We start from the raw sequence: 13,451 nt of genomic DNA on the forward strand, positions 1-13,451 counted from the left end.
ACGTGCACATGGCCCCGATAACCAGCACCTACAGACTGCAGTTGCGACCGGATGCATTCACTCTTCGTGATGCGGCCGCACAGGTGGACTACTTCGAGGCATTGGGGGTCTCACATCTCTATCTCTCCCCCATCCTCACTGCGACGTCCGGATCGACGCACGGCTACGACGTCACCGATCCGACAACCGTGTCCGAAGGACTTGGTGGCCGCGAGGCCCTGGTGGAGCTCTCGCGCGCCGTTCGATCACGTGGGATGGGCCTGATCGTCGATCTGGTCCCCAACCACGTCGGTGTCGCCAAACCTCGCGAAAATGCTTGGTGGTGGGACGTTCTCACGCACGGGCAGTCGTCGGAGTACGCGGATTTCTTCGACGTCGATTGGGCCGAGGACAACGGAGCCAACGGCGCCGACGGCAAACTCTCACTCCCGGTACTGGGTAGCCCGGACGATCTCGACGCACTGACTGTCGAGAAAGATGGCGAGGAAACACTTCTCGCGTTCTACGAGCACCGCTTCCCCATCGCTGCCGGTACTGAATTCGGATCTCCACAGGAGGTGCACTCCAGGCAGTCGTACCGACTCGTACCGTGGAACGCCGGGATCGTCAATTACCGACGGTTCTTCGCCGTCAACGAACTCGCTGCGCTGCGCCAGGAGGACCCCCAAGTCTTCGAACTCTGCCATCGGCAAGTAAAGTCGTGGGTCGACGAAGGACTGATCGACGGCGTTCGCATCGATCACCCGGACGGACTCGCGAATCCGGCGGAATATCTCGGGCGCCTGCGAGAACTGATCGGACCAGATCAGTGGCTCGTGATCGAAAAGATCCTCGGCCATACGGAACCACTCGATCCGATGCTCCCGATCGACGGCACCACCGGATACGACGCCCTCAATCAGCTGGGCGGCGTTTTCGTCGATCCCGCCGCCGAACTCGAATTGACCGAACTCTCGGCAGATCTGACCGGCGACGACGGGGACAGTGCATGGTTGCATCACACCGAACGTCAGTTCAAACGCGACACCGGGCGCGGTGACCTTGCACCGGAGGTTCGCAGGCTCGTGCGTGCAATCCGACGCGAAACCGGAAGTCGTTGCAGTGAGACCGAACTGAACGACGCAGTTGTCGTCGCGATCGCTCGGATGCCGGTGTACCGATCCGACTACAGTCCCCTCGCCGGTTTGGCCGCTCGGATCGTCGGCGACATGCACGAATTGGCTCCCGGACATGAACCATCGTTCAACGTGTTGGCGCAATCCCTGGTGAACAGCGGTGAAGCCTCAGTTCGCTTCCAGCAGGTGTGTGGCGCTGTCATGGCCAAGTCCGTCGAAGATCGACTCTTCTATCGGACGGCGCGCCTGGTCTCACGTCAGGAAGTCGGCGGCAACCCGGCATCGCTTGCCGTCTCCGTCGCCGAATTCCATCTCCACAACGCGGACCGAGCGAAGCGGTGGCCGCGCGCGATGACGAGTCTGTCCACTCACGACACCAAACGCGGCGAGGACGTACGGGCACGGATCGGTGTTGTGTCTCAGGTGCCGACGCTGTGGGCCCGGCTGATTCGCGAGTGGGAAGACGTGTGCCCCAGCCCTGATCCGCTTACCGGATTGTTCTTGTGGCAGAACATCATCGGTGTGTGGCCGGCGGACGGCCGCTCGGCAGCCTCGGTTCCAGAGCTGCGCGAGCGTTTGCACGCCTATGCGGAGAAAGCCGTCCGCGAGTCCGGCGCCAGAACTTCCTGGAACGATCCGGACGTCGACTTCGAGTCGGCAGTGCACCGCTGGATCGACGAGGTGATCGACGGCCCGGTCGGTGATTCGGTCAGCGAATTCGTCGGCCGGATCGCGCGTCACGGCTGGTCGGACTCTCTGGGCCAAAAGCTGCTCCAACTTCTCGGGCCCGGCGTTCCCGACGTCTACCAGGGCACTGAGCTGTGGGAGGACTCGTTGGTCGATCCGGACAACCGGCGGCTTGTCGACTACGGAACGAGGCGATCACTGCTCGATTCCGGCGCCGCGCCGATCGACGCAACAGGAACCGCAAAGTTGCACCTCGTTCGCACGGCACTGACACTGCGGCGGGAGAACCCCTCGTGGTTCGATCACGGTGAGTACCGGCCGGTCTTCGCTTCAGGTTCCGGATCCGGTCATCTGGTCGGCTTCTCGCGCGGCCCGGCAGGTGATCCGCCTATGGTCGTTGCTCTGGCGACGCGACATTCGCTCAGACTCTCGTCGCACGGTTGGAGAGATACGCGAGTGGACCTGCCAGATGGCGAATGGGTCGACGCACTGAGCGGACAACCCGTCTTGTCTTCGGATGCGCGGGACATCTTCGCTGCCGGGCCATGTGCCCTGTTGACCAGGGTGCGCTGAGCGGTTTCCGCTGACTGGGCATTCACCCCCGAAAAGAACTTCGTCGCGCTAACTTCCGAAGAGCAGATCATCACCACTAGTCGGAGGTTTGAGCATGGCCGCCAGTCGATTCACCGGAAAAGTTGCCTTCATCACCGGAGCCGCCCGTGGTCAGGGGCGCGCCGAAGCTGTCCGGCTGGCAGAAGAGGGCGCAGACATCATCGCCGTCGACGCGTGTGTTCAATTCGAATCCACCTCGTATGCCGGCGCCACCGACGACGACCTGGCCGAGACAGTCGAACTGGTCAAGGCCCTGGACCGTCGAATTGTCGCTACCAAGACCGACGTTCGCGACTTCTCTGCGCTGTCCGCGGCGCTCGCGGCCGGCATCGACGAATTGGGGCGACTTGACGTCGTCGTCGCGAACGCCGGAATCTGTTCTGCCAACATGTCCTGGGAGATCACGCCCGAGCAGTGGCAGGAAACGCTCGACGTCAACCTGACCGGCGTCTTCCACACCGCCAAGGCAGCGATCCCGCACCTGATCAAGCAAGGCACCGGTGGCTCGATCATCTTCACCAGCTCCGTCGCCGGCCTGCGCGGCCTCCCCTTCCTCGGCCATTACGTCGCGAGCAAACACGGCATCACCGGTCTGGCCAAGACGATGGCCTCGGAGTTGGGGCAGTACAACATTCGGGTCAACACCATCCACCCACACGGCGTGGAAACCGGAATGCAGATGACGGACATGCGGCCGCTCATCGACGCCAACGCCCACACACTCGGTCCGATCTTCATGCAGACCTTGCCCGACCCGGTCAGCCAGCCGGAGGACATCGCCGCCGCCGTCGCGTTCCTCGGTTCCGACGAGGCCCATCACATCACCGGCATCGCGATGCCGCTCGATCTGGGCACCCTGATCCGCTGATCGAATCTTCTCGAGTTTTTCCCGTCCTCGGGGAATATCGCTTCCCCGAGGACGGTTGCGCGAGACATGACCAAAACTGTTGTAGCGCAGACGTACGGCACGCCCGAGGTCCTGAAGCTGGTGGACGTCGATTTACCGGCACCGAAATCAGGTGAAGTCCTGGTCGACGTGAAGGCGATCGGCGTCAATCCCTTCGACTTCAAGCTCTACAGCGGCGCTTTCGGCACCGACCCCGAGAAACTTCCCATCCGCCTCGGCGGCGAGGCAGCGGGCGTCGTCTCGGCTGTCGGCGACGGCGTCACAAATGTGAACGTCGGCGACGAAGTGATCGTCAGCCCCGGCAACGGCCTCTACTCCGAACAAGTAGTCGTGCCGGTCTCCTCTGTCACCGCGAAGCCCGCAGGCATCAGCTGGGAACAGGCAGCCGGCCTCCTTCTGGTCGGCGGAACTGCAGTCGACGCCCTCGACACCATTCGGGTCGGTTCCGGCGACACCGTTCTCATCCACGGCGCGTCCGGCGGCGTCGGCGCGATCGCTGTTCAGCTGGCAGTTGGTCGCGGAGCTACGGTGATCGGCACTGTGGGAGCCTCGAATCAGGATTACGTGCGCTCGCTCGGCGCCACGCCTGTGCTCTACGGCCACGGCCTCGAAGCGCGTGTCCGTGAACTCGCGCCGAACGGCGTCGATGCGGCGTTCGACACCGCCGGAACGGACGAAGCCGTCGATGCATCTCTGGCTTTGGTCACCGACAAGAGTCGCATCGTCACCATCGTCGCGTTCGGACGCGCCCAGACCGACGGCTTCGCTTCCGTCGGCGGAGGCAATCCGGCAAGTGCGGAAGCGCGTTTGAAGGCACGATCCGAACTTGTCGAACAAGCCGGTTCCGGACACCTCATCGTGAAGGTCGCCAAGACCTTCCCGCTAGCGGACGTGGCACTCGCTCACACCGAGTTGCAGAGTTCGCACCCCGCGGGAAAGTTCATCCTCATTCCCTGACGTTGCTTGCGGTTCCCTGTGTCTGAGGGGCGAGTGGAACCAACAGGGTGGTGCCGAACGCGACGAGCACGGATTCGCCTTCGCGTTCGGCATGTACCTCGGCAGTGACGAACACCTGCTTGCGCCCGGCCTTGACCGAGCGCGCCGTAGCGACAAATGCGGTTCCGACGCCCGGACTCACGAAATTGACCGCGCAGTTGGACGCCGCCACGACACCTACCTGGGTGAAAGCAGCAAATCCGCACGCGGTGTCGACGAGTCCCGCCACGAGCGCAGCGTGCAGGTGTCCCGAGTACTGGCCCAGATCCTCACGCCATTCGAGCCGCAGACAAACGCGACCCGGTTCGGCCTCCGTGACTTCGAATCCGGCCCACCGGTTGAAGGCCGCCGAGGCGTTGACCGCGCGCAACTGTTCGAGCATTTCAGAATTTCCCATGTAGACCAGTCTACATAGATTGTGGTGGATCGCTGGGGTGTTTAAGCTCCAACTCGTGGCGACTCCCCCGAAACACCGCGAAGCACTCGTACGAGCTGCGGCCGATCTGTTTCGCCGCCAGGGGTATGCGGCAACGGGCCTCAACGAGATCCTCAAGTCGAGCGGGGCGCCGAAAGGTTCGCTCTACCACTACTTTCCCGGCGGCAAAGAGCAGATCGGCGAAGAGGTCGTCCGCGTCGGCGGGCAATTGGTCACCGACACCCTGACCGAACTCGCCGACAGCCAATCGGACGCCGGGTCGCTACTGCGCGAGTACGCGCGGTTGCTCGCCGGATGGGTGAGCGATTCGGATTTCCACGAAGGCTCGCCGATCACGACGGTGTTGTTGGAACTTGCCCCCGATTCGGAGAGCGTGACAGCCGCCGGACAGGCGGTGTATCGACAGTGGACTTCGCTACTGCGCGACACACTGATCGCGTCCGGGGTCGGACGTGCGCGAGCGGAACGGCTTGCCGTCCTGGCAGTGTCCGCGCTCGAGGGCTCGCTGGTGCGGGCTCGCGTCGAACGATCCGGTCAGCCGATTCTCGATTCCCTCGGCGAGGTCGCCGACGTGTTCGACGGAGCAATCGCCGCGGCGCACTCGCACTGAGCGAACGCGACCTGAGCGAACGGCACTCTCGGTCTCATGAAGGCGCCGAAAGGTACGTTCGCTCGGAATCGGAGGGTGGCTCAGTCGGCTTCCGGGCGCCACCTCGAGCACCACCGCGGGCCGCGCCGATCCCTGCGACGACGACGCACGCGATACCTGCCACGGCCAGAACACTCGGAACCTGTTGCAGCACAACCAGACCGATAAGCTGCGCGAAAGCAGGCTCGAGACTCATCAGCGTGCCGAACGCCGCCGTGGACAGCCTTCGCAACGAGACCATCTCCAGAACGAACGGCACGACGGGCAGCAAGATCGCGAGTCCGAGGCCCACGAGAATCAGATGCGGAGTCAGCCGCCCGATAGCCGAGTGGCCTACGGCAATTGTCGCGGCCAACCCGGCTACCGCCATCGACACCGCCAGCCCGTTGATACCGGCAACCTCGTCGCCGACGCGCTGGGTGAGCAAAATGTACATCGCCCAGCAGAGCGCCGCACCGAGTGCGTACGCCACACCGACCAGATCGACTGTCCCGGCCCACGGTTCGGTGAGAAGCACGACGCCCACGCCTGCCAGAACCGGCCACAGAACGCGGCCACGCCCCCGGAGCAAAGCAACCGTCAGCGGACCCAAGAATTCCAATGCGCTTGCTGTTCCCAGCGGAAGGCGCTCCACCGCTGCCATGAACAGGAGCGTCATGCCTGCGGTGACCACACCCAGAACCACGCAAGCCAGAAACGCCTTGCGAGTGAACGCCGAAGGGCGGGGCCTGACGATGATCAGAAGAATGATGCCTGCCCAGGCGAGTCGTAGCCACGCCGCTCCGTCTGCGCCGAGCTGATCGATCAGGCCCACCGACACGGCGAGCCCGAGCTGCACGCACAACATCGCCAAAACAGCCAGGCCCACTCCGGCCCGCGCTTTCGTATCCATAGCTGAATTGAACGGGAGGCCAACCGTTCGTGTCCACGCGATTTTGACCTACATTATGTTCACGATTAGTGAATGATCGAAGGATGGAAACCCGTCGACTCCATCTCCTCCTCGAACTCTCCCGCTTGGGTTCGATGCGTGCGGTCGCCGAAGCGCACAACCTCACGACGTCGACAGTGTCCCAACAACTCGCGGCCTTGACCGCGGAGACCGGTACCGCACTGATCGAGCCCGACGGTCGCCGGGTGCGGCTGACGCCGGCCGGTCAACGACTGGCCGATCATGCCGTCACCATCCTGGCAGCCGTCGATGCAGCTCGCCTGGACCTCGATCCGGACGCGGAACCGGTGGGGACCCTGCGAGTCGGCGGATTCGCAACTGCGATCAGAACCGCGATGCTCCCCGTCGCTCGGAGCCTGCAACGCAGTCACCCGCAGGTGGACGTGATGATCTACGAATACGAACCCGTCGAGGCTTTTGCACTCCTCGAACGCGACGATCTAGACCTCGCACTGACGTACGACTACAACCTTGCCCCCGCGTCGCCGAGCCCACTACTCGAAGCAATTCCGCTCTGGTCGACGCCATGGGGACTGTGTGTTCCCGACGACGCCAAAGCTCCCGACAAGTCCACAGAATCCGGAATCGATCTCCGCGCCTTCGCCGACACGTCATGGATAGTGAACTCACGCAACACGGCAGACGAGCGCGCTGTGCGAACCCTCGCGTCGCTGGCCGGGTTCACCCCTCGGATCACTCACCAGATCGACAGTCTCGACTTGGTCGAACTCTTGATCCTCAGTGGTTACGGCGTGGGGCTGATGCCGCTCGAACGCAAGACTCGCGAAGGCGTGCGCGTCGAACCACTCGTCGATCCGCCCGTCATCCTCACTGCCTATGCGGTGACGCGTCGCGGCCGATCGTCGTGGCCGCCGCTTCGGCTCGTGTTGGACCGACTCACGGCCTACCGATAACTCACATCCGATCAGCGTCGCCGTCGCGGCGCTGCTGCTTGGCAATTCGACGCTGCTCTTCCGCCCGCTCGCGGCACTGACGCAAGAAGGCTTCGTCCGCCGCCGGATCCTGCGCAACGGCACGTCCCGGGCGCTCGTATTCGCCGTAACCGGTTGGGCCGACGTAACCGCGGGGCGCGTTCTGTCCGCGCCCGACCACCAGCCACAGAACCGATCCCAAAGTAGGAAGGAAGATGATGATCAGAATCCAGACGACCTTGGGTAGGTACTGGATGTAGGCGTCATCTCTCGTGATGGCGTCGACGATGCAGAAAATCCACAGCAACATCGTGATGAGGCCGAACAAGGCATAGGGCACGCTGGCGATTCCTCCCGAGAATAAAAAACCCTCGCCATGCTAACGAAAACAGACCAATTAGTACATTAGATTCTGGCGAATGTTGAACTCGAGCCATCCTCGGTACGCATCGACGTCCCACCCACTGACCCGACGCAATTGCTGATGAAGCTGAGGCGAGACGAAAGCGGCAAGTATGCCCGCGGCTTTCTCGAGCGAAATCTCAGGCCTCAACAAGCCATGCTCGGAGAGACCCTCGGCTATCGACATCGCATTGACGGCCGACTGATCCGACGACTCCTCGGATAGTCGACGCATGTCGGCATCCGCACCCGAGGATTCGACCGCGACCATCATCAGAGCGCCGGCACGTTCGAGCAGTCCGATGCCCTGAGCCACGATCTGGGAGACGATCCGGCGAACGTCATCGGGGTCCGAGGCCAGGTTCGGCGCGCCGAGTGGAACCTCTTCGGCATCGAGCGCCGCAGCGAGGGCCGCTTCGAAGATCTCGAGTTTCCCGCCAGGGAAGGCTGTGAACACCGTCCGATCGGCGACGCCGGCCGAGGCGGCAATCTGCTTGACGGTGGCACTGACATACCCGTCTCGAACAAACAAGGCCGTCGCCGCATCACGAATGAGTTCACGCGTTCGCTGCGCGGAAGCTTCACGCACGCGGGAGTGGTACTGGCGTCTGCCCTCCATTGCGCACACTTTAGCCGCATTCGATGCAACGACCATGCATGGAAAGAATCGTGCAGCTCAGGAGCCTTTTCCGGGGTGGTCTATCCAGCCGTCGCTACCGGGAAACACCAACGCCTCGTGGCCGTTGTCGTACCTGACCAGATAGGGAGGACCGCCGTCCTCGCCGTGCACCTCGAGAACCTCGGCAGTTACCTCCGCCTGCCCCACAACGCGCCCCTGGACGTGGAGACGGTCACCCACTTCGGCATGCATCACTCCTCCTCGCTGCCCGCTCGCGCAGGCGCAGACCAACCACTGACGTTGTTCCCGCCATGCCGACTCGGAAACCCTGGGGCGAGTTGCCGTCGTGAGAAATCGCATATTCACCGAAGGTGACAGTGACGGGTGAACAGTGGTTCACTCATGGGTGAATTCCCGTTCACCATCGCCGCGTGAAGGACCGTCTCTTGGCATTGCACTCGTCTCCGACCACTCGCCGTTCAAGTCGGCTCATTACCGCAATTCTCTGTCTTTCCGGCACCGTGGTCGCGCTGCAACAAACGATGGTCATTCCGTTGTTGCCCGATTTCCCGAAGATCCTCGGCGTCAGCGCTGACGACGCCTCCTGGCTCGTCACCGTCACGCTCCTCACGAGTGCCGTCGCCACTCCGATCGTCTCCCGCCTGGCAGACATGTTCGGAAAACGACGCATGATGCTGATCTCGATGACGATGATCGTGGTCGGATCACTGGTGGCGGCGATCGGCGGCAACTTTGTCGCCCTGCTGATCGGACGTGGTCTCCAGGGCTTCGCGATCTCGATGATCCCCGTCGGAATCAGCATCATGCGCGACGAACTGCCCAAGGAGAAGGTGGCGTCGGCAACAGCGTTGATGAGTGCCACTCTCGGAATCGGCAGCGCACTCGGGCTCCCGCTGTCCGGGTTGATCTTCGAGCATCTGGGCTGGCCCGCCATCTTCTGGCTCTCGGCGATCGTGGGCGTCCTGCTGATCATCGCGGTAGCCGTCGTCGTCCCGGAATCGAGTGTTCGTACCCGCGGCAAATTCGACTTCCTGGGCGCGGTCATGCTCTCGACAGCACTCACGGCGATCCTCCTCGCCATCTCCAAGGGCGCCCGTTGGGGATGGACGAGCGAACTGACATTGCTGATGTTCGTCATCGGAATCGTGACTCTCGCATTGTGGTTCCCTTACGAACTCCGCGTCACCCAGCCGATGGTCGATCTACGAACGTCGGCCAAGCGGCCTGTTCTGCTGACCAACGTCGCCTCGATCCTCGTCGGCTTCTCGATGTACGCGAACAACCTCTCCACCACCCAACAACTTCAGATGCCGAAGATCTCCGGCTACGGCTTCGAACTGGGCGTGATGGCGGCCGGACTGTGCATGATTCCGGCAGGCCTCGCGATGGTCTTCTTCGCGCCCGTCTCCGCGAACATCACGAAGCGATTCGGAGCCAAGATCACCCTGATCGTCGGCGGCACGGTGCTCGCGCTCGCCTACATCGCGCGAGTGTTCCTGACCGGTTCGATAGCACTGATCATCATCAGCGCGGCGGTGGTCAGCATCGGAACCGCAATTGCCTACTCCGCGATGCCGATGCTGATCATGCGATCGGTTCCGATTACCGAAACCGCGTCGGCAAACGGCCTCAATTCGCTGCTCCGCTCAGTCGGTACTTCCACGTCCAGCGCGGTGGTTGCCGCCATGCTCACGTCGATGGTCATCCCGTCCGGGCCGGGCGAGGGCCTTCCGTCGATCGACGCCTTCAAGAACATCTTCTGGCTGGCCGCCCTCGCCGCCGTGGCTGCTGCCGCTGCCGCTGCGTTCATTCCTCGCCGCGGCGCAAAACCGGAAGCGGCACTTCGCCCGGTGACCCCGGAAGGGTTCGAGCTTCCCGACGCCGCCGTGTCCGAAACGGAAATTGTGGTTGCCGGTCGTGTGATCCGGGCCGACAGCCGACCGATCCGGCAGGCCGTTGTCACCGTGATGGACATGGAGGGGCGACCGATCGACTGGAGTCGCGCCGACAACGAGGGCAACTTCTCCCTCGCCCTACCCCGGCCCGGCCGGTACCTGGTGGTCACGAGCGCCGACGGTTGGTCCCCGAGATCACAGGTAATCAGCTTCGACAGCGCGCAATCGACGCACACCGTCGAACTCGGTGACCGCCTCACCATCTCCGGCAAGGTCGGAGTCGGCGGCCGAACAACCTCGGGAACCGTCGTCACGCTCACGAAACCGACCGGCGAATTCGTCGCATCCACGGTCACCGACGGAACCGGGCACTACGGAATCGCACTTCCCACATCCGGCCGGTACATCCTGACCGCGCTGACCGAGAGCGGACACGGCACATTGGCTCGTCAGATAGCGGTCATCGCGCAGTCCACCGTCGTCGATTTCGACGTACCCGTCGATGCCGAGCCGTTGACGACAGTATGAACGCCAGTACGAGCAACCGAACGCATGGCGATCGGGTATCGAGGCGGAGGCGAGCGACATGAGCAGCGGCGAAGCCAGCATCCTCACAGCAGCGAAAGCCTTGTTCGCGGAACGAGGTTACGCATCGACGACCATCAAGGACATCGCGGTCGCAGCCGGCTACTCCCCTGCCCTGGTCATGAAGATCTACGGCAGCAAAGCTCGGCTGTACTCGGCTGCGATCCCGTCCGCACCTCCGATGGACGAGGATCCGAATGCCGACGCCACCGGAGACATCGGCTGTCAACTGGTCGAGAAACTTGTCGCTCGTAGAGAATCCGACGAAACCGATCCGTGGGCAATGCTCGCAGTACACGTTCACGAGGCGCCAGATCCGGCCGCCGCTCGGGCCGAGATCAAGCAACGATACGTTCACGGGATCGCGCGCCGCATCGGCGACACGGAGCCCGGTTTGGTACGCAGCCAGATCGTCGTCTCACTGCTGCTCGGACTGGCCACCGGCATGCGGACGCTCGAACTCCTCGGTGAGGATTCACTGTCGTCGGAGGATCTGATCCGGCGCTACGGAAGGCTGATTCAAATAGCCGTCGACGAAATCGAACCGGTATCCGAGCACGAATCGTTCATCAGTGACACGGTGGAGGAATGACTACTTACCGATACCTCGACGCCGACCGGAATCTCCTCGAAGAGAAAGATTTCGAAACCGAGCAGGACGCACAGGAATACCGACTCTCCGTCCTCGGTGCCGAACACATCGAGCCCGCGGGCGAATGATCCTGTCGAGTCCCCGATCGGTCAGGAAGACTTCGCGGCAGTGGTGAGTTCGTCGATCAGAGCTTGAACGCGCCGCTCGATTTCGTCACGGATCGGGCGAACTGCTTCAAGGCCCTGTCCGGCCGGGTCGTCGAGAACCCAGTCTCGGTAACTCTTGCCGGGGAAGATCGGGCACGTGTCGCCGCAGCCCATGGTGATGACGACATCCGAATCCTGGACGGCGTCGACAGTGAGGATCTTCGGAGACTGCGCTGAGATGTCGATACCGCGCTCTGCCATCGCCTCGACCGCTGCCGAATTGACGGTCTCGGCGGGTGCGGATCCGGCGGAACGGACCTCGATGGCGTCGCCTGCGAGATGGCTCAGGAATCCCGCGGCCATCTGAGATCGACCGGCATTGTGGACGCAGACGAACAACACCGATGGTTTGCTCATGACCTCGCTCTTTCTCGACTGGATGAAACCTCTTCGACTGCAAAGCGTTTGCGTAGAGCAAGGGAGACATAGACCAGCCCGACGAGCACCGGTACCTCGATCAGCGGGCCGACGACACCGGCAAGAGCTTGCCCCGAGGTGGCGCCGTAGGTGGCGATGGCTACCGCGATCGCGAGTTCGAAGTTGTTGCCCGCGGCGGTGAACGCCAGGGTCGTGGTGCGTTCATAGCCCAATCCGATTGCGGCGCCGAGGATGTAGCCTCCGCCCCACATGAGCGCGAAGTACGCGAGCAAGGGCAGCGCGATCCGGACGACATCCCAAGGCTGGGAGGTGATCTGTTCGCCCTGCATCGAGAAGAGCACGACGATGGTGAACAGCAGACCGTAGAGCGCCCAGGGGCTGATCTTGGGGATGAACTTGTTGTCGTACCAGTCGCGGCCTTTGGCGCGTTCGCCGAAGAAGCGGGACAGAAAACCTGCCAGCAGCGGGATACCGAGGAAGATCAGAACGGATTTGGCGATCTGCCAGGGCGAGGTGTCGATGGTGGTCTGTTCGAGGCCGAGCCACCCGGGCAGGACCGAGAGGTAGAACCAACCGAGCACGGCGAACATGATCACCTGGAACACCGAATTGATGGCGACCAGCACCGCGGCGGCTTCGCGGTCTCCGCAGGCCAGGTCGTTCCAGATGATCACCATCGCGATGCAGCGAGCGAGACCGACGATGATCAAACCGGTTCGGTATTCCGGCAGGTCAGGCAGAAACAGCCAGGCGAGGGCGAACATCAGCGCCGGGCCGAGAACCCAGTTCAGGAACAGGGAGCCGGCGAGGAGTTTCTTGTCCCCGGTGACTGTGTCGAGGCGGTCGTAGCGGACCTTCGCCAGGACCGGGTACATCATGATCAGCAGACCGAGGGCGATCGGTAGCGAGATGCCGTCGATCTGCACCTTGTCCAGGGCAGTGTTCACACCGGGGATCCAGCGTCCAACCAGCAGGCCGACGACCATGGCCACGCCGATCCAGACCGCCAGATAGCGGTCGAGGGTGGAGAGTTTTCCGACGACTTCGGGGTGTTCGGTGGTGGCAGCGGTGTTGCTCATGCGGTGACCTCAGCGCACGCGTCCGCGGCACTCACGCTCGCACCTTCTACCAGCAGAACGGCGGAAAGCTGTTGCAGCGCAGCCGGAATAACCCAGTAGTACACCCAGGTCCCGCGTCGTTCACAATCGAGCAGCCCGGCCTGGCGCAACACCTTCAGGTGATGCGAGATAGTCGGCTGAGACAGATCGAACGAGTCGGAGATGTCGCAGACGCAGGCTTCACCACCCTCGTGACTTGCCACCAAGCTGAGCAAGCGGAGACGAACCGGATCGCCGAGGGCCTTGAACATCCGAGACAAGTCGCCGGCCCAATCCTCGGTCAACGGTTCACGAACGAGCGGGGTGCAGCAAGCCTCGGAGTCCGGCAGCTCTTGATTCGACATTCTTC

At 62.8% G+C, this 13,451-nt stretch carries 16 protein-coding genes; 8 read left to right on the forward strand and 8 right to left on the reverse strand.

The genetic code is table 11. The annotated features are described in order from the left end of the window. Positions 1-8 precede the first annotated feature (8 nt). The 3 genes from treY to BH682_RS16470 all read left to right on the forward strand — a co-directional run bounded on the left by treY (position 9) and on the right by BH682_RS16470 (position 4,278). Positions 9-2,375 (forward strand): malto-oligosyltrehalose synthase, encoded by a 2,367-nt coding sequence (gene treY / locus BH682_RS16460; protein ID WP_063316130.1) that lies wholly within the window; start codon positions 9-11, stop codon positions 2,373-2,375. A 94-nt stretch (positions 2,376-2,469) separates the two neighbouring features. After that, positions 2,470-3,282: a mycofactocin-coupled SDR family oxidoreductase gene (locus BH682_RS16465; RefSeq protein WP_007733124.1), complete on the forward strand. Its 813-nt coding sequence runs from the start codon at positions 2,470-2,472 to the stop codon at positions 3,280-3,282. A 66-nt stretch (positions 3,283-3,348) separates the two neighbouring features. Continuing rightward, a complete protein-coding gene (locus BH682_RS16470; RefSeq protein WP_075833414.1) occupies positions 3,349-4,278 on the forward strand; it encodes an NADP-dependent oxidoreductase in 930 nt (309 codons plus the stop codon). Here BH682_RS16470 and BH682_RS16475 read toward each other — a convergent pair. Next, on the reverse strand, positions 4,268-4,714 hold the full coding sequence (locus tag BH682_RS16475) for a PaaI family thioesterase (RefSeq protein WP_223304504.1): 447 nt from the start codon (positions 4,712-4,714) through the stop codon (positions 4,268-4,270). The two genes, BH682_RS16470 and BH682_RS16475, sit on opposite strands and share 11 nt — an antisense overlap. Before the next feature lie 55 nt (positions 4,715-4,769). Between BH682_RS16475 and BH682_RS16480 the strand changes: the two genes are divergently transcribed. After that, positions 4,770-5,363, forward strand: a complete 594-nt coding sequence (locus BH682_RS16480) for a TetR/AcrR family transcriptional regulator (RefSeq protein ID WP_003941729.1) — start codon at positions 4,770-4,772, stop codon at positions 5,361-5,363. 34 nt (positions 5,364-5,397) lie between these two features. On the opposite strand, the gene BH682_RS16485 is transcribed toward BH682_RS16480, so the two are convergent. Then, the gene (locus BH682_RS16485) at positions 5,398-6,294 is read right to left on the reverse strand and encodes an EamA family transporter (RefSeq protein WP_042921816.1); all 897 of its coding nucleotides are present in this window, start codon (positions 6,292-6,294) and stop codon (positions 5,398-5,400) included. A gap of 83 nt (positions 6,295-6,377) precedes the next feature. Between BH682_RS16485 and BH682_RS16490 the strand changes: the two genes are divergently transcribed. Further along, entirely contained in the window at positions 6,378-7,268 is an 891-nt protein-coding gene (locus BH682_RS16490) for a LysR family transcriptional regulator (protein WP_042921818.1), read from the forward strand. 1 nt (position 7,269) lies between these two features. Here the strand turns inward: BH682_RS16490 and BH682_RS16495 are convergent, their stop codons facing one another. The 3 genes from BH682_RS16495 to BH682_RS16505 are packed head-to-tail and all read right to left on the reverse strand — an operon-like array spanning position 7,270 to position 8,559. After that, positions 7,270-7,626, reverse strand: coding sequence for a PLD nuclease N-terminal domain-containing protein (locus BH682_RS16495; RefSeq protein WP_003941757.1), 357 nt, complete (start codon positions 7,624-7,626; stop codon positions 7,270-7,272). A 57-nt stretch (positions 7,627-7,683) separates the two neighbouring features. Further along, a complete protein-coding gene (locus BH682_RS16500) occupies positions 7,684-8,307 on the reverse strand; it encodes a TetR/AcrR family transcriptional regulator (RefSeq protein ID WP_030537114.1) in 624 nt (207 codons plus the stop codon). Between the two features lie 57 nt (positions 8,308-8,364). After that, positions 8,365-8,559, reverse strand: a complete 195-nt coding sequence (locus tag BH682_RS16505; RefSeq protein WP_003941743.1) for a DUF1918 domain-containing protein — start codon at positions 8,557-8,559, stop codon at positions 8,365-8,367. Between the two features lie 179 nt (positions 8,560-8,738). Between BH682_RS16505 and BH682_RS16510 the strand changes: the two genes are divergently transcribed. The 3 genes from BH682_RS16510 to BH682_RS37075 are packed head-to-tail and all read left to right on the forward strand — an operon-like array spanning position 8,739 to position 11,528. Further along, positions 8,739-10,751, forward strand: a complete 2,013-nt coding sequence (locus tag BH682_RS16510; protein ID WP_003941782.1) for an MFS transporter — start codon at positions 8,739-8,741, stop codon at positions 10,749-10,751. A gap of 58 nt (positions 10,752-10,809) precedes the next feature. Further along, a complete protein-coding gene (locus tag BH682_RS16515) occupies positions 10,810-11,400 on the forward strand; it encodes a TetR/AcrR family transcriptional regulator (protein WP_003941800.1) in 591 nt (196 codons plus the stop codon). Further along, a complete protein-coding gene (locus BH682_RS37075; RefSeq protein ID WP_007733137.1) occupies positions 11,397-11,528 on the forward strand; it encodes a hypothetical protein in 132 nt (43 codons plus the stop codon). Before BH682_RS16515 ends, BH682_RS37075 begins: the two co-directional genes overlap by 4 nt. A 21-nt stretch (positions 11,529-11,549) precedes the next feature. On the opposite strand, the gene BH682_RS16520 is transcribed toward BH682_RS37075, so the two are convergent. From BH682_RS16520 to BH682_RS16530, 3 genes are read right to left on the reverse strand one after another with little or no spacing between them, the layout of a single operon-like run. Beyond that, entirely contained in the window at positions 11,550-11,963 is a 414-nt protein-coding gene (locus BH682_RS16520; protein ID WP_054781566.1) for an arsenate reductase ArsC, read from the reverse strand. After that, complete coding sequence (gene arsB / locus BH682_RS16525; protein ID WP_003941673.1) at positions 11,960-13,063, reverse strand: ACR3 family arsenite efflux transporter; 1,104 nt, start codon at positions 13,061-13,063, stop codon at positions 11,960-11,962. Before arsB ends, BH682_RS16520 begins: the two co-directional genes overlap by 4 nt. Beyond that, entirely contained in the window at positions 13,060-13,446 is a 387-nt protein-coding gene (locus BH682_RS16530; protein ID WP_003941739.1) for an ArsR/SmtB family transcription factor, read from the reverse strand. The genes arsB and BH682_RS16530 overlap by 4 nt, the downstream gene beginning before the upstream one ends. Positions 13,447-13,451 lie beyond the last annotated feature (5 nt).

Origin of the sequence: Rhodococcus sp. YL-1 (assembly GCF_001942025.1) — a bacterium.
In the GTDB taxonomy this organism is placed as follows: domain Bacteria; phylum Actinomycetota; class Actinomycetes; order Mycobacteriales; family Mycobacteriaceae; genus Rhodococcus_F; species Rhodococcus_F qingshengii.